The 24,636-nt window shown below is 72.9% G+C and carries 17 protein-coding genes and 2 pseudogenes; 11 read left to right on the top strand and 8 right to left on the bottom strand.

Annotation, left to right across the window (positions count from 1 at the left end):
- Positions 1 to 18 precede the first annotated feature (18 nt).
- From AB0M27_RS28365 to AB0M27_RS28345, 5 genes and pseudogenes are all read left to right on the top strand, one after another.
- A complete protein-coding gene (locus tag AB0M27_RS28365) occupies positions 19 to 1,305 on the top strand; it encodes an MFS transporter (protein ID WP_365725436.1) in 1,287 nt (428 codons plus the stop codon).
- A complete protein-coding gene (locus AB0M27_RS28360) occupies positions 1,302 to 1,925 on the top strand; it encodes an alpha/beta fold hydrolase (protein ID WP_365725434.1) in 624 nt (207 codons plus the stop codon). The genes AB0M27_RS28365 and AB0M27_RS28360 overlap by 4 nt, the downstream gene beginning before the upstream one ends.
- On the top strand, positions 1,922 to 3,928 hold the full coding sequence (locus tag AB0M27_RS28355) for an acetoacetate--CoA ligase (protein WP_365725431.1): 2,007 nt from the start codon (positions 1,922 to 1,924) through the stop codon (positions 3,926 to 3,928). Before AB0M27_RS28360 ends, AB0M27_RS28355 begins: the two co-directional genes overlap by 4 nt.
- A gap of 140 nt (positions 3,929 to 4,068) precedes the next feature.
- Positions 4,069 to 4,789 (top strand): annotated as a pseudogene (locus AB0M27_RS28350) (IS5 family transposase); the annotation flags it as partial.
- 304 nt (positions 4,790 to 5,093) lie between these two features.
- Positions 5,094 to 6,470: an MFS transporter gene (locus AB0M27_RS28345; protein WP_365725429.1), complete on the top strand. Its 1,377-nt coding sequence runs from the start codon at positions 5,094 to 5,096 to the stop codon at positions 6,468 to 6,470.
- Positions 6,471 to 6,728: 258 nt separating this feature from the next.
- Here the strand turns inward: AB0M27_RS28345 and AB0M27_RS28340 are convergent, their stop codons facing one another.
- From AB0M27_RS28340 to lnt, 4 genes are all read right to left on the bottom strand, one after another.
- Positions 6,729 to 8,648 carry a GAF domain-containing protein gene (locus AB0M27_RS28340; protein WP_365725427.1) on the bottom strand — a complete coding sequence of 640 codons (1,920 nt, stop codon included), beginning with the start codon at positions 8,646 to 8,648 and terminating at the stop codon, positions 6,729 to 6,731.
- A gap of 76 nt (positions 8,649 to 8,724) precedes the next feature.
- Positions 8,725 to 9,540, bottom strand: coding sequence for a 3-hydroxybutyrate dehydrogenase (locus AB0M27_RS28335; RefSeq protein ID WP_365725425.1), 816 nt, complete (start codon positions 9,538 to 9,540; stop codon positions 8,725 to 8,727).
- A gap of 54 nt (positions 9,541 to 9,594) precedes the next feature.
- A complete protein-coding gene (locus AB0M27_RS28330) occupies positions 9,595 to 10,074 on the bottom strand; it encodes an NUDIX domain-containing protein (protein WP_365725423.1) in 480 nt (159 codons plus the stop codon).
- A gap of 89 nt (positions 10,075 to 10,163) precedes the next feature.
- Positions 10,164 to 11,774 (bottom strand): apolipoprotein N-acyltransferase, encoded by a 1,611-nt coding sequence (gene lnt / locus AB0M27_RS28325; protein ID WP_365725422.1) that lies wholly within the window; start codon positions 11,772 to 11,774, stop codon positions 10,164 to 10,166.
- A 419-nt stretch (positions 11,775 to 12,193) separates the two neighbouring features.
- Between lnt and AB0M27_RS28320 the strand changes: the two genes are divergently transcribed.
- Positions 12,194 to 13,165 (top strand): O-antigen ligase family protein, encoded by a 972-nt coding sequence (locus AB0M27_RS28320; RefSeq protein WP_365725420.1) that lies wholly within the window; start codon positions 12,194 to 12,196, stop codon positions 13,163 to 13,165.
- A gap of 38 nt (positions 13,166 to 13,203) precedes the next feature.
- Here the strand turns inward: AB0M27_RS28320 and AB0M27_RS28315 are convergent, their stop codons facing one another.
- Complete coding sequence (locus AB0M27_RS28315; RefSeq protein ID WP_365725418.1) at positions 13,204 to 13,749, bottom strand: hypothetical protein; 546 nt, start codon at positions 13,747 to 13,749, stop codon at positions 13,204 to 13,206.
- A 106-nt stretch (positions 13,750 to 13,855) separates the two neighbouring features.
- Entirely contained in the window at positions 13,856 to 14,641 is a 786-nt protein-coding gene (locus tag AB0M27_RS28310) for an aspartate/glutamate racemase family protein (protein WP_365725416.1), read from the bottom strand.
- Between the two features lie 57 nt (positions 14,642 to 14,698).
- On the opposite strand from AB0M27_RS28310, the gene AB0M27_RS28305 reads away from it, so the two are divergent.
- Positions 14,699 to 15,874 carry a glycosyltransferase gene (locus AB0M27_RS28305; protein ID WP_365725413.1) on the top strand — a complete coding sequence of 392 codons (1,176 nt, stop codon included), beginning with the start codon at positions 14,699 to 14,701 and terminating at the stop codon, positions 15,872 to 15,874.
- Between the two features lie 6 nt (positions 15,875 to 15,880).
- Here the strand turns inward: AB0M27_RS28305 and AB0M27_RS28300 are convergent, their stop codons facing one another.
- The gene (locus AB0M27_RS28300; protein WP_365725456.1) at positions 15,881 to 17,215 is read right to left on the bottom strand and encodes a TerD family protein; all 1,335 of its coding nucleotides are present in this window, start codon (positions 17,213 to 17,215) and stop codon (positions 15,881 to 15,883) included.
- A 293-nt stretch (positions 17,216 to 17,508) separates the two neighbouring features.
- On the opposite strand from AB0M27_RS28300, the gene AB0M27_RS28295 reads away from it, so the two are divergent.
- The 4 genes from AB0M27_RS28295 to AB0M27_RS28280 all read left to right on the top strand — a co-directional run bounded on the left by AB0M27_RS28295 (position 17,509) and on the right by AB0M27_RS28280 (position 22,268).
- Positions 17,509 to 17,946 carry a DUF6643 family protein gene (locus tag AB0M27_RS28295; RefSeq protein ID WP_365725411.1) on the top strand — a complete coding sequence of 146 codons (438 nt, stop codon included), beginning with the start codon at positions 17,509 to 17,511 and terminating at the stop codon, positions 17,944 to 17,946.
- A 44-nt stretch (positions 17,947 to 17,990) separates the two neighbouring features.
- Complete coding sequence (locus AB0M27_RS28290; RefSeq protein WP_365725409.1) at positions 17,991 to 18,815, top strand: MOSC N-terminal beta barrel domain-containing protein; 825 nt, start codon at positions 17,991 to 17,993, stop codon at positions 18,813 to 18,815.
- 177 nt (positions 18,816 to 18,992) lie between these two features.
- Entirely contained in the window at positions 18,993 to 19,598 is a 606-nt protein-coding gene (locus AB0M27_RS28285; protein WP_365725407.1) for a hypothetical protein, read from the top strand.
- A gap of 234 nt (positions 19,599 to 19,832) precedes the next feature.
- Positions 19,833 to 22,268 carry a right-handed parallel beta-helix repeat-containing protein gene (locus AB0M27_RS28280; protein ID WP_365725405.1) on the top strand — a complete coding sequence of 812 codons (2,436 nt, stop codon included), beginning with the start codon at positions 19,833 to 19,835 and terminating at the stop codon, positions 22,266 to 22,268.
- A 74-nt stretch (positions 22,269 to 22,342) separates the two neighbouring features.
- Here the strand turns inward: AB0M27_RS28280 and AB0M27_RS28275 are convergent.
- Positions 22,343 to 24,535 (bottom strand): annotated as a pseudogene (locus AB0M27_RS28275) (hypothetical protein); the annotation flags it as partial.
- Positions 24,536 to 24,636: the final 101 nt, after the last annotated feature.

Raw genomic sequence — 24,636 nt, 5'->3', positions numbered from 1 at the left:
TCCGCGTCGGAGTGGCCCGTGTCCAAAGGCTATGCCTGGACGGTCTTCGCACTCGGCTTCGGCCTGCTGCTGTCCGACTACATGTCCCGCCAGGTCCTCAACGCCGTCTTCCCGATGCTGAAGGCCGAATGGCTGCTGTCCGACGCCGCCCTGGGCTCGCTCAGCGGCATCGTGGCCCTGGCGGTCGGCGTGCTCACCTTCCCCATGTCCCTCATGGCCGACCGGTGGGGGAGGGTCCGGAGTCTGCTGCTGGCCGCCACGATGTGGAGCCTGGCCACCCTGGGGTGCGCAGTATCGGCGAGTTACGGCGAGATGTTCGTCGGCCGTCTCTTCGTCGGCATCGGCGAGGCGGCGTACGGCAGTGTGGGCATCGCCGTGGTCCTCAGCATCTTCCCGGTCACCCTGCGGGCCACCCTCTCCGGTGCCTTCATCGCCGGCGGCGCCTTCGGGTCCGTGCTGGGCGTGGCCGTCGGCGGCGCCGTGGCCCAGGCAGCGGGCTGGCGCTGGGCGTTCGCCGCGATGGGGCTCTTCGGCCTGATCCTTGCCGCCGTGTACGCGGTCGTGGTCAAGGAGAGCAGACTGGCGCCACGCGGACGCCCCTCCGGTGGCGAGGACGGCGCGGAGGCACGCGGCCGGCTGCGCGCTCACCTGCCCCGCCTCTTCTCGTCCGTCTCGGTCATCAGCGCCTATGTCGGCAGCGGACTGCAACTGTTCATCGCCGGCGCGCTGTTGTCCTGGCTGCCCAGCTTCTTCAACCGCTACTACCACATGGCCCCGGCCAAGGCGGGCGAGGCGGCCGGCGGCTTCGCCCTGATCATCGGCCTGGGGATGATCTTCGGGGGCGTGGCCTCCGACCGCATCAGCTCCACCGCCCCCATCCGCAAGTGGGCCGTCGCGGTCGGCTGCAGCCTCGGCGCGCTCCTCCTGCTGACCCTTGCCTTCCAACTGCCCACCGGGCCAGCTCAGTTGCTCGCCCTGGCCGCCGGTTGCCTGCTGTCCGCCGGCTCCGCCGGGCCCGCGGCGGCCATGGTGGCGAACCTGACCCCCGCCTCCGTCGCGGCGACCGCGTTCGCCACCCTCACCTTGGCCAACAGCCTGCTCGGGCTGGCCCCCGGCCCCGCGATCACGGGCGCGCTGGCAGACCGCTTCGGCCTGCTGGGAGCCCTGCGCATCGTGCCCCTGGTCGCGGTCGGGGCCACACTGGCCTTCCTGGTCGGCAGGCACTGGTACGAACGCGACCTCCTCCGCCTCGCCGGCCTCACCACGAAGGCGGAGCCCAAGCACCCCTCGGAGATCCCCTCATGAGTGCCTCCGTGGAACCCACCGTGGTCATCGTCCCCGGTCTGCGCGACCATGTCGCGGACCACTGGCAGACCGTGCTGGCGCAACGTCTCGCCGGGGCAGGACGGGCCGTCCGCACCGTTGCCCCGGTGGCCGGGCAACGACTCAGCCTGGACGCCCAAGTCGGCAACCTGACTGCGACACTGGCGCCCCTGGACGGGCCGGTCCTGCTGGTCGCCCACAGCGCCGGCGCCATCACCACGGTGCACTGGGCCCGCCGCCACCGAGCCGACGTGCGCGGCGCGCTGCTCGCCACACCGGCGGACCTCGAGACACCGCTGCCGGACGGCTACCCCACCCGCGCCGAACTGGCGAAGCACGGCTGGACCCCCGTGCCCCGCGCGCCGCTGCCCTTCCCCAGCATCGTCGCCGCCAGCGCCGACGACCCGCTGGGCGCACCCGAACGCGTCGCCGAACTGGCCCTGAGCTGGGGCAGTCAGCTCGTGCAACTCGGCGCCGTCGGCCACCTCAACCCGGCGTCGGGATACGGCGAATGGCCCCAGGCCGAAGAACTGATCCGCATGCTGGAGACCGACAACTCCGGCGCGCCGCTCGGGGCGACGCCCACCGGAGGGCACCCATGAGGCCGGACACCGAACTGCTGTGGACACCGGGGCGCCGCGAACTGGAGGACTCCAACGTCGCGGTGTTCATGGAATGGCTGGAGGAGACCCGCGGTCTGAGCTTCGCCGACTACGCCGAGTTGTGGCGGTGGAGCTCCACCGATCTGGCGGACTTCTGGTCGGCGGTGTGGGAGTACTACGGGCTGGACGCCGTCACCGGGTACGACGAGGTGCTGGGCGACGCCACCATGCCGGGCGCCCGCTGGTTCACCGGCGCCCGGCTGAACTTCGCCGAACGGTCCCTCGCCCAGGCCACCGACATGCGTCCGGCACTGGTGAGCGTGACCGAGGGCGGGGAGCCCGTGGAGACGTCGTGGGCGCAGCTCCGGCGCGAGGTCGCCGCCGTGTCGGCCGCCCTCCGGCGTATGGGTGTGAAGCCCGGTGACTGCGTCGCCGGATACCTCACCAACCTGCCGCAGACGGTGGTGGCACTGCTGGCCACCGCGGCCATCGGTGCCGTGTGGACGGCCTGCTCACCCGACTTCGGCACGCCCAGCGTGCTCGCCCGGCTGAGGCAGGCCCGGCCGACGGTCCTCGTCGCCGCGGACGGCTACCGCTACGGGGGCAAGGAACACGACAAACGGACCACGCTCACCGAACTCCTGGACGGGCTGCCGACCGTCCGCCACCTCCTCACCGTCGACAACCTCTTCCCGCCACAGACGGACGCATGGTCCGTACGATCCGATGTCACCGTGCACGCATGGTCCACGCTGCCGTCCACCGACCAGGCACCGGTCTTCGCCGACGTACCCTTCGACCACCCACTCTGGATCCTCTGGTCGTCGGGGACCACCGGCGTCCCGAAGGGCATCGTGCAGAGCCACGGCGGCATCGTGGTGGAACTGCTGAAGGCGCTCGGGCTCGGTGTGGACCTGCGCCCCGAGGACCGGTACCTGTTCGTCACCTCCACCAGCTGGATGGTGTGGAACTTCCTGGTCGCCGGCCTGCTGCACGGCAGCACGATCGTCCTCTACGACGGCAGCCCCACCTTTCCCGACGCCGCCGGCGCCTGGCGGGTCGCCAAACGCACCGGGGCGACGCTGGTCGGGGTGGGCGCGGCCTATCTCGCGGCCGTGGAGAAGTCGGGCCTGCATCCGGCAGCTGACCTCGAGCTCGGTGCCGTGCGCTCGGTCCTGCAGACAGGGTCGGCCATGGCATCGAGCACCTGGCGGTGGGTCCACGACCGGCTCACCCCCGGCGTGTGGCTGCAGTCGATCTGCGGCGGAACCGACGTCTGCTCCGTGCTCGCGGGCGGCTCCCCACTCCTCCCGGTGCGCGCAGGCCGCATTCAGTGCCCGGCGCTCGGTGTGGCGCTGGCCGCGTGGGACGAGACAGGACGGCCTTTGACCGGCCAGCAGGGGGAGTTGGTGGTGACCGCCCCACTGCCGTCCATGCCACTGCGCTTCGTCGACGACCCCGGTGACGCACGCTACAGGGCCAGCTACTTCGACACCTACCCAGGCGTCTGGCGGCACGGTGACTGGGTGACCCTGGATACGGACCTGTCGGTCGTCGTGTCCGGCCGGTCCGACTCCACGCTCAACCGCATGGGAGTGCGGATGGGCTCAGCCGACATCTACGCCGTGGTGGAGCAACTGCCCGGCATCTCGGACAGCCTCGTCGTCGGCGTCGAACAGACCGACGGCGGATACTTCATGCCACTCTTCGTCGTGACCCATGACTGCGGAGAAAGCGAAGACGGCCTGCGGGAGCGGATCACAGCGGCCATAAGACAGCAGCTTTCTCCACGCCACGTGCCCGACGTGATCACGCGAGTGCCCGCCCTGCCCCGCACGCTGACCGGCAAGAAACTCGAGGTGCCGGTCAAACGGATTCTGCAAGGCGCCCGGGTCGCCGAGGTCGCCGGTGCTGGAGCCGTTACGAACGGCTACATGCTGGACTGGTTCGCGGAATTTCAGAGCACTGACGAACTGAGGCGGGATGTGAGGCAAGACGTATGATCGGGCGCTCCAACGACCTCACGTGACCGACCTGGCATACCATCATTGGGCGGTTCGTAGGTCCTTGAGTAGTTCTGTTGTCGCCTGAAAGTGTGGGCGTGGGTGGAAGTCTGCCGGTCTGCGGCCGGCGGTCTGTCGGGGTGGCGGGGTGGCGGGGTGGCGGGGCGAGTGAACGCACGCCGAACCCTAGCGACCTATCGGACGAGCAGGGGGCCCTGATCGAGCCGTTGATCACCGCGTGGAAGGACCGGCACCAGTCGGCGAGCGGCCATCAGGGCGCATACGTGATGCGAGATCGTGAACGCGATCCTCTATCAGGGCCGGACCGGCTGCCAGTGGGCCTACCTTCCGCACGATCTGCCGCCGAAGAGTGCGACGCCTACTTCGCCTTGTGGCGGGACGACGGCTCTGACCAGGTCATCCACGAACTCCTGCGCTGCCAGGTCCGTGACAGGGCCCGTCGGTTAGAGGACCCGACCCTGGTGGTCCTGGACACGCAAAGCGTCCATGCGGCTGCCGGGGTCCCCGCCTCCACGACCGGCCGGGACCCGGCCAAACGGGTACCGGGCCGCAAACGAGGGCTCGCCGTCGACGTGCTGGGCCTGGTCATCGCGGTCATCGTCCTGGCCGCGAGCACGCACGACAACGCCGCGGGCATCGCCCTGCTGGACCAGGTCGCCGAGCACACCGGCGGCACCGTCGAGAAGGCCCTGGTCGACCAAGGCTTCAAGAACCAGGTCGTCGCGCACGGCGCTGGCCTGGGTATCGATGTCGAGATCGTCGAGCGCAACCCGCAGAAGAGGGGGATTCGTTCCGCAGCCGAAACGGTGGAGGGTGGAGCAGACCTACGCGATCCTGATTGGGCGTGGACGTCGGCATGCGGATCTCCGTAGTGATCGGAGACCCAGGTGTCAACGATGATCGTCAGTTTTAGACGCGAGAGTCAGCACCGCACCGTCAAATCACCCCGAACTACGCGTCCCGGACGGCACCCGTTTCGACCACTTCCGAGCCCCCTGAACCGCCCCTCCGTGAGCCGGCATGGTGGCCGCACGCATAGCCGACCCCCGAACTATGTCGCCCCGCCACATGTGCGCCTGACCTGCCTCTTCCTACGGTGTGCCGACACGTACCCGCCCCCACCGCACACGAGGAAGTGGCGCACATGGCCTCCGGAACCACCGCTCCCCCACCCCCCGCCAGCCTCCCCCGCATCGTCGCCGCCAGCCTCATCGGCACCACCATCGAGTGGTACGACTTCTTCCTCTACGGCTCCGCCGCCGCGCTGGTGTTCAACAAGCTGTTCTTCCCGGACTCCGATCCGCTCGTCGGGACGCTGCTGTCGTTCCTGACGTATGCCGTCGGCTTCGCGGCCCGCCCGCTGGGGGCGCTCGTGTTCGGGCACTACGGTGACCGGCTGGGGCGGAAGAAGCTGCTGGTGCTGAGCCTGGTGATGATGGGCGCGGCGACGTTCGCCATCGGGCTGCTGCCCACGCACGCCACGGTCGGGGCCGCCGCACCCGTGCTGCTGACCACGCTGCGGCTCGTCCAGGGGTTCGCGCTCGGCGGTGAGTGGGGCGGTGCCGTCCTGCTGGTGTCGGAGCACGGGGACGCGCGGCGGCGCGGTTTCTGGGCCTCGTGGCCGCAGACCGGCGCGCCGGCGGGGCAGTTGCTCGCCACCGGTGTGCTCTCGCTGCTGACCGCGGTGATGTCCGACGACGCCTTCGGGACCTGGGGCTGGCGGATTCCGTTCCTGCTCTCAGGCGTGCTCGTGATCGTCGGTCTGTGGATCCGGCTGTCCGTCGACGAATCGCCCGTGTTCAAGGAGGCGCTGGCGCGGGCCGAGTCCCGGCGGACGCAGGAGCCGGAGAAGCTGCCGCTCGTCTCCGTGCTGCGCAACCACTGGCGGGACGTGCTGGTGGCGATGGGCGCCCGCATGGCGGAGAACATCAGCTACTACGTCATCACCGCCTTCATCCTCGTCTACGCCACCACATCGGCCGGCGTCTCCAAGCAGACCGCGCTCAACGCCGTACTCATCGGCTCCGCCGTGCACTTCGCCGTCATCCCGGCCTGGGGCGCGCTGTCCGACCGGGTCGGGCGGCGGCCCGTGTACCTGCTCGGCACGGCCGGTGTCGGCCTGTGGATGTTCCCGTTCTTCTCGCTCGTGGACACCGGGTCGTTCGGCTACCTGATCCTCGCCGTGACCGTCGGGCTCGTGCTGCACGGCGCGATGTACGCGCCCCAGGCCGCCTTCTTCGCCGAGATGTTCGCAACGCGGATGCGGTATTCGGGCGCGTCCATCGGCGCCCAGTTCGCCTCCGTGGCGGCCGGCGCGCCGGCCCCGCTCATCGCCACCGCGCTGCTCGACGACTACGGCAGCTCCACTCCGATCGCCCTGTACGTGATCGCCGCCGCGGTGCTGACCCTGATCGCCGTGGGCGTGGCCCGCGAGACGCGGCACCGGGATCTCGCCCGCGTCGAGGCCGAGGACGGCGAGTCCGCCGCTGCCGGCCAGGCCGCGCAGGCACGCACGGTCTGACCCGAAGCAACACCGCCCGGCCGGGCGCGGCTCCGCCCAACCAGCGCAGCTCCGCCCGGCCGACAACTCCGCCGGAACGGCACGATTCCGCCCGACCAGCGCGGCTCCATCCGACCGGAGCACAGCTGCCCCGGCCGGCGCGCGGCTCCATCGGACCAGCACGGCTCCGCCCGACCGGTGCGGGGCTCCGCCCGGCCGCCGTGCGTCTCCGCACGCACATCCGCTCCCCGGCCCCCGCACGGCGCGCCCGTGCGGGGGTCAGCGTCTGTCCGGGGTCGCCAACCGGTGCAGCCGCAGGGCGAGTTGGATCTCCAGGGCGCGGGCCGGGGTCTGCCAGTCCTCGCCCAGCAGCCGGCCCACCCGCTCCAGCCGTTGGGCGACCGTGTTCACGTGGACGTGCAGCACGTCCTTGGTCCGGGCCGGGCTCATTGCGCAGTCGAAGTACGCGTCGAGGGTGCGCAGCAGTTCCGTACCGCGTCGCTCGTCGTAGGACACGACCGTGCCGATGGTGCGGTCGACGAAGCCGGCGATGTCCCGTTCGCCCGCGAGGAGGAGGCCGAGGAAGCCGAAGTCCTCGGCCGCCGCGCCGTCCCCGGCCCGGCCCAGCAGGTGCAGCGCGTCCAGGCAGCGGCGGCCCTCGGCGTAGGCGGTGGCGATGGTCTCGGCGCGGGTGGTGAGCTCGGTGACGGGGGCGGAGGCGCCGACCGTGACCGGTTGGTGGACGGCCGTACCCAGCTGGCGGGCAGTGCGCCGGGCCAGGTCCGTGGCGGTGTCGCCGGCGGCGAGCGGCAGCAGCAGGACGGTGCCGCCGTCGCGTGCGGCGGCCAGGCCTTGCCGGGTCGCGGCGAGGTGGGAGGCGGCCGACCACAGGCGACGGCGGGCCGCGGCCTCCTCTTCGGCGTCGGCCGCCGGGCCGTCGAGGCGTGCGGCGAGGACGACATGGGTGGCGTCCAGGTCGGCGTGCAGCCGGGCGGCGCGCTCGCGCAGCAGGCGCGGATCCCGGTCGCGCGCGTCCAGCAGGTCGTCCAGCAGCTCGCCTCGGACCCGCTGTTCGGCCTCGGCCGCCGAGCGACGGGCGAGCAGGAGCAGCGAGGTGACCATCGCCGCGCGCTCCAGGGTGCGCTGGTCGACGGGGTCGAAGCCGGGATGCCCACGCAGGACCAGCGCGCCGAGGAGTTCGCCGCCCGCGGCGACCGCGGCGATCCAGTCGTTGCCGTGCCGTACGGCGTGTCCCTCGGCGCGTGACGCCTCCAGCGCCTCGGCCGGTGCCGCGTCGGCCTCGCTGAACTCCACGGTGCCGTCGAGGACTTCGGAGACGGCGGCGGCCACGTCGTGCACCCCGCCGCCGCGCAGCACGAGTTCGGCGAGCCGGTCGTGGACGTCGGAGGCGCGCTCGATGACCGCGCTGCGGTCCCGGATGATCTCGTTGGCGCGCTCCAGGCCGGCCAGGGCGGCGCGGGTCTCGGTGAGCAGGTTGGCGGTGTCGATGGCGGCCGCGGCGAGCGCGGCGAAGGAGCCGAGCAGGGCGATCTGCTCGCGTTCGAAGACGCGTGCCCTGCGGTCGGCGGCGAAGAGGACGCCGATCACGTGCGGGCCGAGCATGAGGGGGACGCCGAGGATGGCGACCAGGCCCTCGTCGCGGACGCCGCCGTCGATGGTGAGGGTGTGCTGGAAGCGGGCGTCCTTGAAGTAGTCGTCCGTGACGTACGGCCGTGTCGTCTGGGCGACCAGTCCGCCGAGGCCCTCGCCCATGCCGAGACGCAGCTGCTGGAAGCGGGCGGAGACCGAGCCCTCCGTCACGCGCATGTAGGTGTCGCCGCGCGCCGGGTCGTTCAGGGTGAGGTAGGCGACGTCCGTGCCGAGCAGGGAGCGCGCGCGCTGCACGATGGCCTGCAGGACGGCGTCGAGATCGCGCAGGCCCGCGAGATCGTGAGCGGTCTCGAACAGCGCGGACAGCTCCGCCTCGCGGCGCCGGCGCCCCTCCAGCTCGGCCCGGACCCGCAGAGCGAGCAGCTTGGCCCTCTCCAGCGCGGCGATCCGGTCGGACGGTCCGCCCTCGGCGCGGGCGAGCAGCACCGGCTGCTCGTACGCCTCCGCGGAGGCGTCGCGGGCCAGCAGCTCGAGGTAGGCGGCCTCGGCGCTGCCGCTGGGTGCCGACTGAACGTGATCGCGAGACATGGTCACAGGATTCCGCATCGGCCGGGCGGCCCGTCAGGCCTGTGGAAAACTCCCGGGCCCGGCGCCGCCGGGCGCTTCAGTGGGCCGTCCACCCGCCGTCGAGCACCAGTGAGGTGCCGGTGACGAAGGACGCCTGCGGGCTGCACAGGTAGGCCACGGCCTCGGCGACCTCCTCCGGTTCGATGAGCCGCTGCAGCGCGCTGTCCTTCAGCAGGACCTCGGACAGTACGCGCTCCTCGGGGATGCCGTGCGCCTGCGCCTGGTCCGCGATCTGCTTCTCCACCAGGGGTGTGCGCACATAGGCCGGGTTCACACAGTTCGAGGTCACCCCATGGGCGGCCCCTTCCAGCGCGGCCGTCTTCGACAGTCCCTCCAGACCGTGTTTGGCGGCCACATACGCGGACTTGAAGGCAGAGGCGCGCAGACCATGGACGGAGGACACATTGACGATCCGGCCCCAGGCCTGCGCGTACATGTGCGGCAGGGCGCCGCGGATGAGGCGGAACGGTGCCTCCAGCATCACGGTCAGCACGGTGTGGAAGACCTCGGGCGGGAACTCCTCGATGGGGCGCACAAGTTGCAGGCCCGCGTTGTTGACCAGCACATCGGCGCCGGCGGCGGTGCCTTCGGCGGCGTCGAGGTCGGCGAGGTCCACGATGTGCGGTTCGACGGTTCCCGGCAGGTCACCGGCCCGTTCCGCCTGCTGGGCCAGTTCGGCCAGGCCGGCCGCGTCCCGGTCGACCGCCCGCACCTTCGCTCCGGCGGCCGCGAGCCGCAGCGCGCAGGCGCGGCCGATGCCGCTTGCGGCGCCGGTGACGAGGGCGGTGCGGCCGCCGAGGTCGAGGGCGAGGGGCTGGGGGCTAAGGCCGGACGGGAGGCTGGACAAGGTCATGTGCCGACCCTAAGCGGAGCCCACCCGTCACTACATGTGGTGGCCACCCATACTTCAGCCGACAGTCGTAGGGTCAAACCACGTGGGTGCCTCCGACATCGCCTGCTTGATCCGGAAGCGGCCGAACTCGTGGAGCTCGGGCAGCGCGTCCACCGTGAACCAGCCCACTTCCAGGGACTCGTCGTCGTTGACCCGCGCCTCGCCGCCCACGGCCCGGCAGCGGATCGTGATGTCCATGTACTGGCACCGGTCACCGTTGGGGTAGGTGACCGGCTGCCGGGCCTGGACGAGGACGACCCGCTCGGCCACGCAGCGCACCGCCGTCTCCTCGAAGACCTCCCGCACGGCACAGGCCGCGGGCTGCTCACCGGGCTCCGGGATGCCCCCGATCACCGACCACTTGCGGGTGTCGGCCCGCCGGCCCAGGAGCACTCTGCCGTCGTCGTCGAAGACGATCGCGGTGACCCCGGGAAGCCAGAGCAGTTGCCGGCCGGCGGAGGCCCGGAGCGTGCGGATGAAGTCAGGAGTAGCCATGGGCCCGACCCTAACCGGCCGGACCCATGTCCTCCTGGCGGCTCAGCGGGCGTACGCACCATTTCAGGGCGCGTATGCCGGTCGTACGGCTACGCGCCACCGGCGTGCCGACGGCGCAGCCCGGACCCGATCGCCCAGCCGACACCGCCGGCGGCGACCAGCACCAGAGCGATCTCCGGGAGGATGCCCAGCTCGGTCGCGGGGGTCTGGGACGTGCGCAGCGGCACCTTCTGGACGAGGTAGGCGGGCACGAACATGCCGGTCCGCTGGGTGATCTTCCCGTCCGGCATGATGATCGCGCTGACGCCGCTGGTCACCGGCACGGTGACGGTGCGGCTGTGCTCGACGGCGCGGATCCGGGACATGGCGAGCTGCTGGTAGGTCATCTCGCTGCGGTCGAAGGTCGCGTTGTTGCTCGGCACGGAGATCATCTCCGCACCGTGGGTGACCGTGTCCCGCACGGCCCAGTCGAAGGCGGCTTCGTAGCAGGTGGCGAGGCCCACCTTGGCGCCGTCGATGTCGAACACGCCCGGGGTGCTGCCGCGGCTGAAGTCCTGGCGGACCATGCCGGTCCAGTTCTTGTTGACCGCGCCGACGAGCCCGCGCAGCGGGAGGTACTCGCCGAACGGCTGGATCTGCCGCTTGTCGTAGGTCTGCGTGGGCCCCTTGGCCGGGTCCCACAGGATCTGCTCGTTGAGCAGCTTGCCGTCCCTCTCGACGACCGCGCCCACCGAGATCGGCACGCCGACCGCCTTGGCGGCGCCGTTGATGACCGCGGCGGCGTCGGGATTGCTGAAGGGGTCGATGTCGGAGGAGTTCTCCGGCCACAGCACGTAGTCGGGCTTCGGGGTCCTGCCCGCCTTGATGTCGGCGGCGAGCTTGAGCGTCTCACGCACGTGGTAGTCGAGCACGGCCCGCCGCTGGGCGCTGAACTCCAGCCCGGAGCGCGGCACGTTGCCCTGGATGACCGCGACGGTCCGGGTGCCGTCCTCGGCCTTGTCGCTCACCAGCGGCCGGGCGGCGACCGCGCCCGCCACCGGGACGGCCACGCTCAGCAGCGCGGCGGCGGCCGCACCGCGCCGCAGGGCATGCGTCCGGCGCCGCTCGGCGATCAGCCGGCCGGCCTCGTACAGCCCGAATCCGCACAGCACGACCGCGAAGCCCAGCACGGGCGTGCCGCCCACCGCGGCGAGCGGCAGGAAGACGCCGTCCGCCTGCCCGAACGCGATCTTGCCCCACGGGAAGCCCCGGAAGGGTACACGCGCGCGTACCGCCTCGCCCGCGATCCAGAGCGCGGCCGCCCACACCGGCCAGGCCGGCAGCCCGGAGACGGCGGCGACACCGACGCCCACCAGCGCGATGAAGATCGCCTCGATGGCGACGAGGGCCAGCCAGGGACCGGGACCGACCTCCACACCGGTCCACACCAGCAGCGGCAGCAGGAAGCCCAGCCCGAAGAGGTAGCCGAGGCCGAGGGCCGCCTTCCAGTCACGGCCGCGCAGAACCCAGCCGAACCCGGCGAAGGCGGGCAGCGCCAGCCACCACAGGGTGCGTGGCGGGAAGCTGACGTAGAGCAGCACTCCGCAGAGCGCGGAGGCGACGGCCGGGACCAGACGGAGCAGGCGGCCGCGGAACGCGCTGGGCGCGGGGGACGGCTGGAGCCGGTCCGGCTGGTCAACGGAAGTTGCGGTGACGGTCACCCGGGTGAGTGTACGGCGGCTGCCCTGGGCGCCGACAGCGCGGTTCGAGGGCCGGAACCGGCGCCGCGGGCCAGAGTTGTCCCTGGTCGCCGCCCTTCCCGACGGCCGGCGCGCCCGTGTGGTGCTGGGCACCGCGTCCCGGCGGCAGGCACCGCCCCCGCCACCCCACCCTCTCCACATCCTTCCCCCCACCCCCACCGCGACTTTCGCCGCATCTCGTGCCCAAACCGGTCATCAGCCGCTACGGTGAGCCCAGCCTCGGCAGTGCGGCCGGATCCGGTGTCGTGCCCGGCCGTGGCCTGGGGCAGGGGTGGGACCGGGGACGAGGGGCAGCGGTGGGGTCGACGGGGACGAGGTCCGCGGCCGGTGTGGATGCGGGCGCGGTCGACGTCAGACGAAACGTTTCTGACGGGGCGGGCATGATCCTGCTGGGCGCCTGCGCCGGCTGGTCGCTGATCACCGCGGCGGCGCATGACGGGCGGCCCGAGGGCGTGCTGCTCGCGGTGCTCGCCGTGGCCGCCGGTCATGCCGTCGGACGGGTGTCCGGGGCGCTGCTGCCGGTGGCCGCTCCGTGCGCCGGCGCGGCGGCCGGACTGACCCTGGCCGTGGCCCTGCCCGGTCTCTCCGCGGGTCCCCGGTACGCCGCCCCGCTCGGTCACGCCGGTGGCACGGCCGCCCTGCTGGCGCTGGCCACGGGTGCCGCTTGCTGCGCCGCCTGGGCGGCGTCGGTACTGGAGCTGAGGCTGGTGCTGCGGCTGCTGGCCGTCGGGATCGTGCTGGCCGGTGGCGTGCTGGGGTCGGTGGCAGGGTGCGTGTCGAGTGCGGCCGTACTGCTGTGTTCGCTCGCCGCGGGCTCGGTGTCCCGCCGGGGCCTCTGTCTGGCGGGCCTGGCGGTGGTGGCGACGCTGGCGGCCGGAACGGCCTGGGCCGTCGCCGCCGACGTGCTGCCGGGCGGACTCGCCCGGGTGCTCGAAGGCCGGCTGACCGCGCACCGGGTCGCGCTGTGGCAGAACGCCCTGCATCTGGCGGGCCGGAACCGGGGGCTCGGCGTCGGTCCGGGACGGTTCGGCGAGCTGGGCGGCACGGCTCCGCAGACGCTGTCCACCGACGTCAAGCCGCACTCGGCCCTGCTCCAGCTGGCGGCGGAGCAGGGCGTCGTCGGGGCGCTCCTGTTCGTGGCCGCGTTCTGCTGGGTGCTGCACGCGCTGTGGCGCTCTCCTCGCTCCACCCCGGTCGCCCTGACCGCCGGCGCGGCCCTGACGGCGCTGGCCGTGTTCGCCACGGTGAGCAACGCGCTCAGCTTCACCACGGTGACCGTGGGCGCCGGGCTGCTGGCCGGATGGGCGACGGCGCGGCCGTGGCCGCGCGACGGCGCGGGGCCCCGGCTCTGAGCGGTGTCATGGCCGCGCCGTCCGCGCGGCGCGCGGCCTCAGCGGGCCGAACCCGGAGTGATCGTCCGCAGCCGGGCCCTGATGACCCGTACCGCCGACTCGGCGTTGTCCACGGTGATCGTGAAGGTGTGGCCGTCCCACAGGCGTAGCACGACGCCCTCGCCACGGCGTACGACCACGGCCGTGCCCTTCTCGGGGCGCCACCGGTAGCCCCAGCCGCCCCAGTGACGGGGGGTGACGAGGGCGGTGAAGTCGGCTCCGGCCACATGGGAGAGCGGGATGCGGCGGCGCGGCAGCCCCATGTGGCCGCAGCGCACCTCGACGCACTCCTTGTCGAGCTTGAGATCGACGTGCACGAAGGCGAGCGTGCCGAAGAGGACCAGCAGCCCGGCGGCGATGCAGCCCACGACGGACATCACCAGCGGGGCGATGCCGGAGGTCCACGCCGAGTCCACGGCCAGCTCGATACCGAGGGCCATGCAGGCCGCGCCGACCAGCGCCAGCAACCACTGAACCCGGTTCGTGGCACGCCCGGTCCAGACCTCGGGGTTCGGGCCGTCGTCGGTGTGGCGGTGGTCCCTCATGTTTATGAGGTTACTCAGGTTTCCCTGCGCGGGTAGGGCGTGGCAGACGGTGACTGCCCGGGTGGGCCAGGGCGGGCCGGGCGCGCGGTCGTCGGTGCCCGGCAGGTCAGCGGACGGGGCTGACCGCCTGCAGGAAACGGCCTTCCGCATAGGACAGCGCCGTGCCCGGGAGCGTGGCCTCGCGACCGCTGAGCAGCACCGTGAGGGTGGTGTCGGCGACGGCGGCGGGGTCCGGCTCCGCGCCGATCCTGCGCAGGGCCTGCGCGGCCACCGCCCCGGCGGAGCCGTGCAGGGCGAGCGGCGGACGGCCGGGCCGCTGGACGGCTGCCCGGATGCGCTCACCGACCAGCTCGTAGTTGGTGCAGCCCAGGACGACGGTGGTCACGTCCTCGGGGGTGCGGGCGGCGGCCGAGGCGATCGCGGCGTCGATCGCGTTCTCGTCCGCGTGGTGCACCGCGTCCGCGAGACCGGGGCAGGCCACCTCGGTGACGGCCACACCGGCGGCGAACTGCTCGATCAGATTCCGCTGGTACGTGCTTCCGGTGGTGGCGGGGGTCGCCCAGATCGCGACATGCCCGCCGCCGGCCGCGGCCGGCTTGATCGCCGGGACGGTGCCGATGATCGGCAGGTCCGGTTCGAAGCGGCCCCGCAGCACCGGCAGGGAGTGCACCGACGCGGTGTTGCAGGCGACGATCAGGACATCGGGCTCATGGGCGGCGGCGGCCTCGCACACGGCCAGGGCCCGCTGGGTGATGTCCTCCGGGGTGCGCGGCCCCCAGGGCATCCCTTCCGGGTCCCAGGAGAGCACGAGATCGGCGTCGGGCCGCAGCCGCCGTATCGCGGCGGCGGCGGGGAGCAGGCCGATTCCGGAGTCCATGAGCGCGATCTTCACCCGGCCACGATAGACGATCGGGCCTCGCGGCCCCCTCAGGTGGGGCAGACTGCGGGCGTGAGCGCCCTGTTGTGGATCACCGTCGTGTCGCTGGCCGCCTGGTGCTGGCTGTTGCTGTGCCAGGGCTTCTTCTGGCGCACGGACGTGCGGCTGCCGTCACGCCGGGAACCGGACGCATGGCCCTCGGTCTGTGTGGTCGTACCGGCCCGTGACGAGGCCGCGGTACTGCCCGCGAGCCTGCCGTCGCTGCTGGCGCAGGACTATCCGGGGCGGGCCGAGGTCTTCCTCGTGGACGACGGGAGCACCGACGGCACCGGGGAGCTCGCCCGTGAGCTGTCCCGCCGGCACGGCGGGCTGCCGCTGACCGTGGGCTCGCCGGGTGAGCCGCCGGCGGGCTGGACGGGCAAGCTGTGGGCGGTGCGGCACGGCATCGGCCTGGCACGCGCGCGTGACCCCGAGTATCTGCTGCTGACGGACGCGGACATCGCGCACGCGCCGGACAGCCTGCGCGCGCTGGTGGCGGCAGCGCACGCCGGGGGCTTCGACGTCGTGTCGCAGATGGCGCGGCTGCGGGTGGAGAGCGCGTGGGAGCGGCTGGTGGTCCCGGCGTTCGTCTACTTCTTCGCGCAGCTGTATCCCTTCCGGTGGATCGGACGGAAGGGATCGCGTACGGCCGCGGCGGCGGGCGGCTGTGTCCTGCTGCGCGCGGCGATGGCGGAGAAGGCCCGCATCCCGGACGGTGTCCGCCACGCCGTCATCGACGACGTGGCGCTCGCGCGCGCGGTGAAGGGGGCCGGCGGGCACGTCTGGCTGGGACTGGCCGACCGGGTGGACAGCGTGCGGCCGTATCCGCGGCTGCACGACCTGTGGCGGATGGTCTCCCGCAGTGCCTACGCCCAGTTGCGGCACAACCCGCTGCTGCTCCTCGGTACGGTCGCCGGGCTGGCGCTGGTGTACCTGGTGCCGCCCGCCGCGGTGGTCGTAGGAGCGGCGGGCGGCAGTACGGCGACGGCGGTCGTAGGCGCTCTGGCGTGGGCGGTGATGGCGGGGACGTACGTGCCGTTGCTGCGCTACTACCGGCAGCCGCTGTGGCTCGCTCCACTGCTGCCGTTCACCGCGCTGCTGTACCTCCTGATGACGGTCGACTCGGCCGTGCAGCACTACCGGGGGCGCGGGGCCGCCTGGAAGGGCCGCACGTACGCGCGTCCCGATGCCGTCCCCGACGAGGGCTGAGCCCGGTCACTTGCGGCCGGGTGTCCAGTTCATGCCCCACCCGTAGGCGCGGTCCACGGTGCGCTGCGGGCTCACTCCGCGCTCCGGCACCAGATACCGCGCCTCGCGCTGCACGAGGAGGTCGCCGCCGGTGTTGGTGATCAGGGCGAGCGCGCACACCGTGGACGGCACGGTGCACTCGTCGAGGGAGAAGTCGATCGGGGCGCCGTGCTGGGGCTGGAGGGTGACGGTGGCGTGCAGGTCGGCGAAGGAGCTCGCGCCTTCGTAGATGGTGACGAAGACGAGGATGCGCCGGAAGTCCTGCCTGTGGTCGAGGTTGACCGTGAGGTTCTCACCGCTCGCCAGGGCACCGGTGCGGTCGTCGCCGTCGAGGTGGATGTACGGCGGCCGGTGCAGCGAACCGAAGGCGTTGCCGAGGGCCTGTACGACCCCTTTGCGGCCGTCGGTGAGCTCGTAGAGGGCGCACAGGTCGAGGTCGATCTCTCCTCGCCCGCCTCCCCACCGGCTGCCCCAGCCGGAAGGCTGCTTGCGCATCTGCCAGTTGAGGTTCACGCGCATGGCTCCGGAGGTGCCGCCCTGCTTGGCGAGCGAGACGGAGGGCGCCGCCTTGGTGAGCGTGACCTTGGACAGGCGGACCGGCTGGGGCGCCGGAGGCGTCGCGGGCGCGGACGGCGCGGCCGGGGGCGGCAAGGTCGAAGACAGCATGGTCGGGAGCGACGGTGCCGGGGTCGGTGCGGGAGGCGGGGGCGGGGGCACCGGGGCCGCTGCGGTGGGCGGGGGCGGTGTCGCCGGGCGCGGTGCGGCGGGTGGTGCGGCCTGCTGGGGTTCGTCCACGGTGATACCGAAGTCCGTCGCCAGGCCCTCCAGCCCGCTGCCGTAGCCCTGGCCCACGGCGCGGAACTTCCAGCCGCCCTGACGGCGGTAGAACTCACCGAGCACGAAGGCCGTCTCCACAGTCGCGCCGGGGCTGTCGAAGCGGGCGACCGCCTGGCCGCTCACGGCGTCGGTCACCTCGATGTAGAGGCCAGGCACCTGTCCGAAGGTGCCGCCGTCGGCCGAGGCGGCGAGGACGATCCGCTCGATCGCGCCCTCCACGCGCGCGAGGTCGACGGAAAGTGTGTCGGTGACGCCCGCGGCGGCCGTCCTCTTGCCCTCGTGGCGCACCGCGCCGGAGGGATGGGCGGGCTGGTTGTAGAAGACGAAGTCCTCGTCGGAGCGGACCTTCCCGGTGGCGAGCAGCAGCGCGGAGGCGTCCGCGTCGGGCACGCCGGGTCCGGAGCGCCAGCCCAGTACGACGCGCAGCGCCGTGGTCGGCACCGGCGTGTTCGCCCCTTTAAGCATGGACATGCCTGCCCCCATCCGTGTCGGCTTCCAGACACCCTCGGTCGTCCAGGTCATCCCTACCCGCACAACCTATTCGCCGGTACAGCGAACTCCCACGACGAGCACAGAAAGATCGCCGGTCAACTGCCGGTAACCCCGCAGGAACTCGCCCTTTACACGATTAGAACGCGGACCGACGTCCCTTTTTGCCAAGTTCGCTCGGATTGGGGATCCCGGGTCACTGCCGACACGGAAAACAACCCTCTTATCGGTCTCCCCAACGAGCACATCGTGGGCTTAACTTATGTGCCATGACCTCCCCCCGCTCCACTTATGGTGGCGGCTACTACTCCGCCTCCTTCCCGGACACCCCGATCTACGACTCGCTCGTCGCCGAGCGCGGTACCCCGCAGATCGCCCCGATCCGGGTCCCCGCCGCCTATGACACCGGCAGCAGCCTGCCCGCCCTGCCGCCGGCTCTGCCCGCTCTCCCGGCGGCACCCTCCCCGCAGGCTCCGGCCTACGGCTACCCGCAGGCGCCGCAGCCCGCGCCGCTGCAGCAGGCGCCCACGGCGTACATCCCGCAGCAGGCTGCCGCCCCTCGGGGTTACCCCGGCCCGCACGCCCCGCAGCCGCAGCGCCCGATGGGCATGGGCACGGGTTACGAGGCCATGCGCCCGGCCGCGCCGCGGCCCGCGCCGGCTCCGTACCAGGACCCGTACAACAACCAGCAGTACCGCGGCTACTGACCGGCGCACCGGTCGCTGTCGGCGCCTGATGGCACGATGGCCGCATGGGAAACGCCGTATTGCAGTCGATCCACGTTCATCCGGTCAAGGCATTCCGGGGTCACGCACCCCGGGAGGCTGTGGTGGAGCCCTGGGGCCTGGCCGGAGACCGGCGCTGGACGCTGATCGACGACGGAGGAAAGGTCGTCACACAGCGCGAACAGCCGCGCCTCGCGCTGGCCGCCGCCGAGCCCGAGGCCGGCGGCGGCGTGCGTCTGTTCGCGCCCGGCCAGGCGCCCCTGACGGTGTCCGTGCCCGAGCCGGCCGGAACCGTGCCCGTGAACGTCTTCGGCACCAAGGTCGAGGCGGTGCCGGCCGCCGCTGCCGCGGACGCCTGGTGCAGCGCCTGTGCAGGGGCGGACGTCCGCCTGGTCCACATGGACGATCCGGGCACCCGCCGCCCCGTCGATCCCGAGTACGCCCTGCCCGGCGAGACGGTGAGCTTCGCCGACGGCTACCCCTTGCTGGTCACCACGACGGCCTCCCTGGACGCCCTGAACTCGCTGATCGCCGAGGGCGCGCACGCCGCCGAGGGCCCGCTGCCGATGAACCGCTTCCGGCCGAACGTCGTCGTCGCCGGCACCGAGGCCTGGGCCGAGGACCACTGGTCACGGATCTCCATGGGCGAGGTCGTCTTCCGCGTCGCGAAGGCGAGCGGACGCTGTGTCGTCACCACCGTCGACCAGGACACCGCCGTACGCGGGCGGGAGCCGCTGCGCACCCTGGCACGTCACCGCAAGGTCGGATCCAGGCTGCTCTTCGGCCAGAACCTCGTGCCCCTCTCGCGCGGCACGATCAGGGTCGGGGACCCGGTGCGGGTGCTGCAGTAGCGCGCGACGGCGGCCGGGGAACCGGGGGCGGGTCCCGCTCGTTGGGAGGGCGTGAGAGATTCGTGAGATGCCGCGTGCGTGACCGTCCGCGGTGCACGTGACGTCGCTCTCTCTTGCTCCGGGTCGCGGATGCGCTCCCGCGCCGGGGGTTATGACGGGGCGTAAGGGGGTGGGGACATGCGGGCGATCCGTGGCCTGTGGCGCTGGCGGCACAATCCGCTGCGCCGCGCGACCGACCTGGCCGAGGCATGGGTGGCGCTCGCGGCGCTGGTGCTGGTCGCCGTGGCCGCGCCCGTGGTCGGCTGCCTGGCCGGCGCCGCCGCCCAGGACTCGCTGCAGCGGTCCGTGCGCGAGCAGCGCCACACACGCCGCCTCGTCACGGCCACGGTGATACGTGACCTGGGCGAGGCCCCGCTGGAGACCGACCCCGACACCACGCCGGCGCGCGAGACCCACAGCCGTGTCCTCGCGGACTGGACCGCACCCGACGGCACCCCCCGGCACGGCCCGGCCCTGGCCGACCTCAAGTCCCCGCACACGGGCGACCACTTCGGACTCTGGACGGACCCGCACGGCCGAATAACGACCCGCCCGCTGGACTCCCCCACCGCCACGACACACGCGGTGCTCGCCGGGATCGGCGCGGCCCTGCTGGTCGCGGGCCTGGTCGAAGGCGGCAGGCGGCTGGCGGTGTGGCGCATGGTCCGCAGCCGGTACGCACGCTGGGACCAGGCCTGGGACCGGGCGGGTCCGGACTGGGGCAAGGCGGGCACCGGCTGCTGACGGCCTTCCGGCTCTGGTCAACCCACCGTGCACGCACACGCTACGGTGGACCGGCCGAAGCGCATTCGGCGACAACCCGCGGGTGAGCGAACCGCAGGGGCGCGCGCAGGTTTTCGGGAGCGCGAACGCGCACCAGCCCCACGGGCTGAGCACGGTCGCGGTCCCGGCACCGGCAGCACGTGCCCCCTGGGGGAGCGAGCCATCAGTACGACGAGGTGGGGGCACAGCAACGCCATGGCACAGGGCACGGTCCAGGTGACGCACACCGGTACGTCGCGGTGGCGGCGCCGCACAGGTGAGTACGCATCGCTCGCCGCCGCCCTGGAGGCCGCCGCCGACGGCGACGTCCTCACCATCGCCCCCGGGACCTACCGGGAAAACCTCGTGGTCCAGCGGGCGGTGACGCTCCGTGGCCCGGAGGGGTCCCCCGGTTCGGTGCGGATCGCGCCCGTGGACGGTGTGCCGCTCACCGTGCGCGCCTCGGCCGTGGTGCAGGACCTGCACGTGGAGGGCCAGGACGCGGCGGCGCCCGCGCTGCTGGTCGAGGACGGCACGCCCGAGCTGATGGACGTGCGGATCGTGACCCGGTCCGCCGCGGGCATCGAGGTGCGCGGCGGCGCCCGACCGACCGTGCGCCGCTGCACCGTCGACAACCCGGCCGGCATCGGCATCGCCGTACTCGACGGCGGCAGCGGGGTGTTCGAGGAGTGCGAGGTCGTGGCGGCCGGGCAGGCGGGCGTGGCCGTCCGCGGCGGTGCGCATCCGCGGCTGGAGCGCTGCCGTGTGCACCACGCCTCCGGCACCGGGCTGACCGCCACGGGCGAGAACTCCGCGCTGGAGGCGGTGGGTTGTGAGATCTACGAGGTCCGCGGCTCCGGCGTGCAGGTCACCCAGCGGGCGACGGCGCATCTGACCGACTGCGATGTGCACCGCACCACCGCCGACGGCGTCACCCTGGACACGGACGCGGTGCTCACGCTCGCCGACTGCCGCATCCACGACATCCCGGAGAACGCGGTCGACCTGCGCTCCCGTTCGGTGCTCACACTGACCCGGACGACGGTCCGTCAGTTCGGGCGCAACGGCCTGTCGGTGTGGGATCCGGGGACCCGGGTGGACGCCCATCAGTGCGAGATCTTCGACAGCACCGGCGACTATCCGGCGGTGTGGGTCAGCGACGGTGCCACCGCCGTCCTCGACTCCTGCCGGGTGCACGACGTGCCGGACGCCCTGTTCGTCCTGGACCGCGGTTCGCGCGCGGACGTCGTGGACAGCGATCTGTCGCAGGTGCGCAACACGGCGGTGTCGGTGAGCGACGGGGCGACCGCGCAGCTCGACGACTGCCGGATCCGGGAGGCGGCGACCGGAGCGTGGTTCCGCGACCACGGCAGCGGCGGCACGCTGAACAACTGCACCCTGGACGGCACCCAGACCGGCGTGATCGTCACCAAGGGCGCCGACCCGACCATCGAGCGCTGCACGGTCGACTCCCCCGCCGAGGCGGGCTTCTACGTCTCGGCGGGCGGCCGCGGCAGCTTCCTGAACTGCCGGGTCAGCGGCAGCGGCGGTTACGGCTTCCATGTGATCGACGGCTGCCGGGCGACACTGCGCAAGTGCCGAACGGAGCGCTGCGCGCGCGGCGGTTACGAGTTCGCCGACGCGGGCCCGGACTCCGGGTCCGGGACGGGCCCGGTCGTGGAGGACTGCACCAGCGACGAGAGCGGCGGCATGCGCCCGCCCACGATCCGCGAGACCGCCGTACAGACGGCGTCGCATTCCCCCGGGCTGCTCGGCTCGATCCCCGGGCAGCGCAGCACGGAGCAGGAGCCGCGGGTCGCCGCCGAGCCGGCGAAGCCGGTGCGGACGTCGAAGGACGTGCTCGGGGAACTCGACGCGCTGGTGGGCCTGGAGAGCGTCAAGCGCGAGGTGCGGGCGCTGACCGACATGATCGAGGTCGGGCGGCGCCGGCAGCAGGCGGGCCTGAAGGCGGCCTCGGTCAAGCGGCATCTGGTCTTCACCGGTTCCCCCGGCACCGGCAAGACGACGGTCGCCCGCCTCTACGGCGAGATCCTCGCCTCGCTCGGCGTGCTGGAGAAGGGGCACCTGGTGGAGGTGTCCCGGGTCGACCTGGTCGGCGAGCACATCGGTTCCACGGCGATCCGCACCCAGGAGGCGTTCGAGAAGGCGCGCGGCGGTGTGCTGTTCATCGACGAGGCGTACGCGCTATCCCCCGAGGACGCCGGGCGTGACTTCGGCAAGGAGGCCATCGACACGCTGGTGAAGCTGATGGAGGACCACCGGGACGCGGTGGTCGTGATCGTCGCCGGCTACACAGCGGAGATGGAGCGCTTTCTGTCCGTCAACCCCGGTGTCGCCTCGCGCTTCTCCCGCACCATCACCTTCGGCGACTACGGCCCCGACGAACTGCTCAGGATCGTGGAACAGCAGGCCGACGAGCACGAGTACCGGCTGACGCCGGGCGCCTCCGAGGCGCTGCTGAAGTACTTCACGGCCATCCCGAAGGGCCCGGCGTTCGGCAACGGCCGCACCGCCCGGCAGACCTTCGAGGCCATGGTGGAGCGGCATGCGAGCCGCGTCGCCCAGCTGGCGGACCCCAGCACCGACGATCTGACCCTGCTGTTCGCGGAGGACCTTCCGGAGCTGCCCTGAGCACCGTGGCCTGCCTCACGCGCTGCGGGCTGCCCGGCCCAGCCGGCGTCGGCCCGGTGCTCCGTGGGCTCCGGCCGTGGACCCGGCAGCTCCGGGCGCAGGCGGCCCAGCAGACGCGCGCGCTCCCGGGCGAAGACGGGGTCCGCCTGGTAGTCGGAGTGGCCGAGGACGGGCGCCGGGAGGGGATGCGCGGGCATGCGGCCGTAGGCGAGCGGGTCCTGCAGCGGGCCGTGGTCGACCTCGGGCGCGGCGTCGTCGGGGACGCGGACGGGGCCGCCGATGGGGTCGGTGCTGCGGTAGAGGTTGCCCCAGCAGGCGACGTCGCGGTGCAGGGCGGCGAGGGCGGGCGGTCCGAAGTGGGCCGGGAACCAGCGGCCGTAGAGGCGTTCCAGCGGGGAGCCGTAGGTCAGCAGCGCGATCCGGCCGCGCACCGATGGGGGCAGCCGCGGCCAGGACACTGCCCTGGGAATGACCGGAGAGGACAAGGCGGCCCCCGATGCGCTGGGTCCAGGTGGCCACGCGCCACGTCAGATCCGGCACGGCGCGCTCGGCGTAGCACGGTGGGGCGAAGGGGTGCGCGGCGCGCGGCCAGAAGGTGCCGACGTCCCAGAGGATGCCGATCGTGTCCGCGCCGAGGCGTCCTTGGACGCGCGCCTGCCCCAGGTCACGAAGAGCACGAAGCCGAGGCCGACCAGCCAGGAGCCCAGCGCCTGCGAGGTCTCGGCGACGGCCTGTACGGCGTCGTAGGCGCGGCGCGCGGCTCCGTCGGGCGTCTTGCCCGTGGCCAGCGCGCCGGCCAGCGCCACAGCGCCGAGCAGCAGGGTGGTCACGGCGAGCACGGCGACGATCAGGAGTGCCTCGGGTTCGCCAGGATGCTCGTGGCGGACCCGGTCGCGTTCGGCGCGGGCCAGCCGGGCGGCGATCAGCAGCAGGACCGCGAGGACCGGCGGGATCGTGGACGCCTGCCAGGTCAGCACCGGCGGCCCCGGGAGCGCGGCGTGGCTGCCGTCGAGCCAGTCGGCGACGCGCTGTGCGACCCCGCCGGACATCACGCCGCCCAGCGCGCAGGCGAGCAGGGCGACGGCCGGTCCGCCGAGGCCCCGCATGCCGGCGCGCGGGTCGGGGCCGCGGCGGTGGACGCTCCCGGCCACGACGGCGAGCGCGACGACCAGCAGCCCCTGGGTCAGCATGAGGGCGCCGAAGGCCGGGTCGCCCGGCAGCCGCCCGGCGGACCGCCAGCCGGGCCGGGACCAGCCGACGTAGACAACGGTGAGTAGCAGGGCGAGCGCGCCGAGCGGCAGGAGGCGTACGACGTGCCGGTCGAGCCGCTGGTCGAGGCGGTTCTCGCTGCGGCCCCGGCGGCAGGCGACTCCGACGGCCGTCGCCGACCACGCCGGCAGGGCCGCGGCGAGCAGCCGGCCGAGGATGTCCGGGGCGGCGGGTCCGCCGGGCCGGTGGTCGAAGCGGATCGCCGGGGTCGCGACGGCGGCGGCGACGGTCAGCAGGGCCGCGGCGGCGTGGGCGGCGCGCAGTCGGGCCACGAGGCGGCGCCCGCACCAGAAGCCGGCCCTGGTCAGCGCGCTGCCGTCGGTGTCCGGCTCGGCGTCGTAGGACATCGGCCGGTGGGACTCGTACGTGCTCCAGGTGCGGCGGGAGAGGTACCAGAGCAGGACCGTCAGCGCGGTCGGCACCAGTGCGGCGAGGGCGAGCCGGCGGCCGGGCAGGCTCCACCAGGTGTCGTGCCCGCCGGGGCCCGTGGCCGCCGGGGATGCGAGGAAGGTCAGCCAGGAGTTGCGCTGGGCGCAGGACCGGACGCCGGCGCACTGCCAGGCCACCAGATCCAGGGCCACCTCGCAGGCGGCGGCCACCGGCAGCACGGTCAGGGTGAGGGCGGCCAGCCGTACGAGGAGGCCGTACAGGCGGACCGTGTGGTGCCGGCCGGGCGCGGCGGGGCGCCTCCAGTGGGCGAGGTTGACCACCATGAACGGCAGCAGCAACAGCCACAGGGCGCGGCTGCCGTCGCCGGAGGCCAGGTTGCACCAGACATACGTCTCCTGGACCGGCCCGTCCCGGGCGTCTTTCCCGCCCGCGCCGTCGGCGGCGTCCTCGGCGCGCCGGAAGACGGCGGCCGTGTCGTCGCCCGTGACCCGGACGGTACGCGGATCACCGAGCATCTCCTCCGGAGTGGCCCCGCCCACCCCGTGCACCAGCAACTCCAGCTCGGGGTCCGTCTGCAGCTCGCTGCGGCGTTCCTGAGCGCGGTCCACCGTTCTGGCCCCCCGTGACGCGCCCGAAGGACTGTGTCGATGCGGGCTCAGGATCTCCGGTCCGGGGGTGCCGTACACCTTTCGTCACGGAATCTCCCCGA

The organism is Streptomyces sp. NPDC052107, assembly GCF_040680215.1.
Taxonomy (GTDB): Bacteria; Actinomycetota; Actinomycetes; order Streptomycetales; family Streptomycetaceae; genus Streptomyces.
The sequence above is the reverse complement of the archived record's forward strand: the minus strand, read 5'-3'. Positions and strand labels throughout refer to the sequence as shown.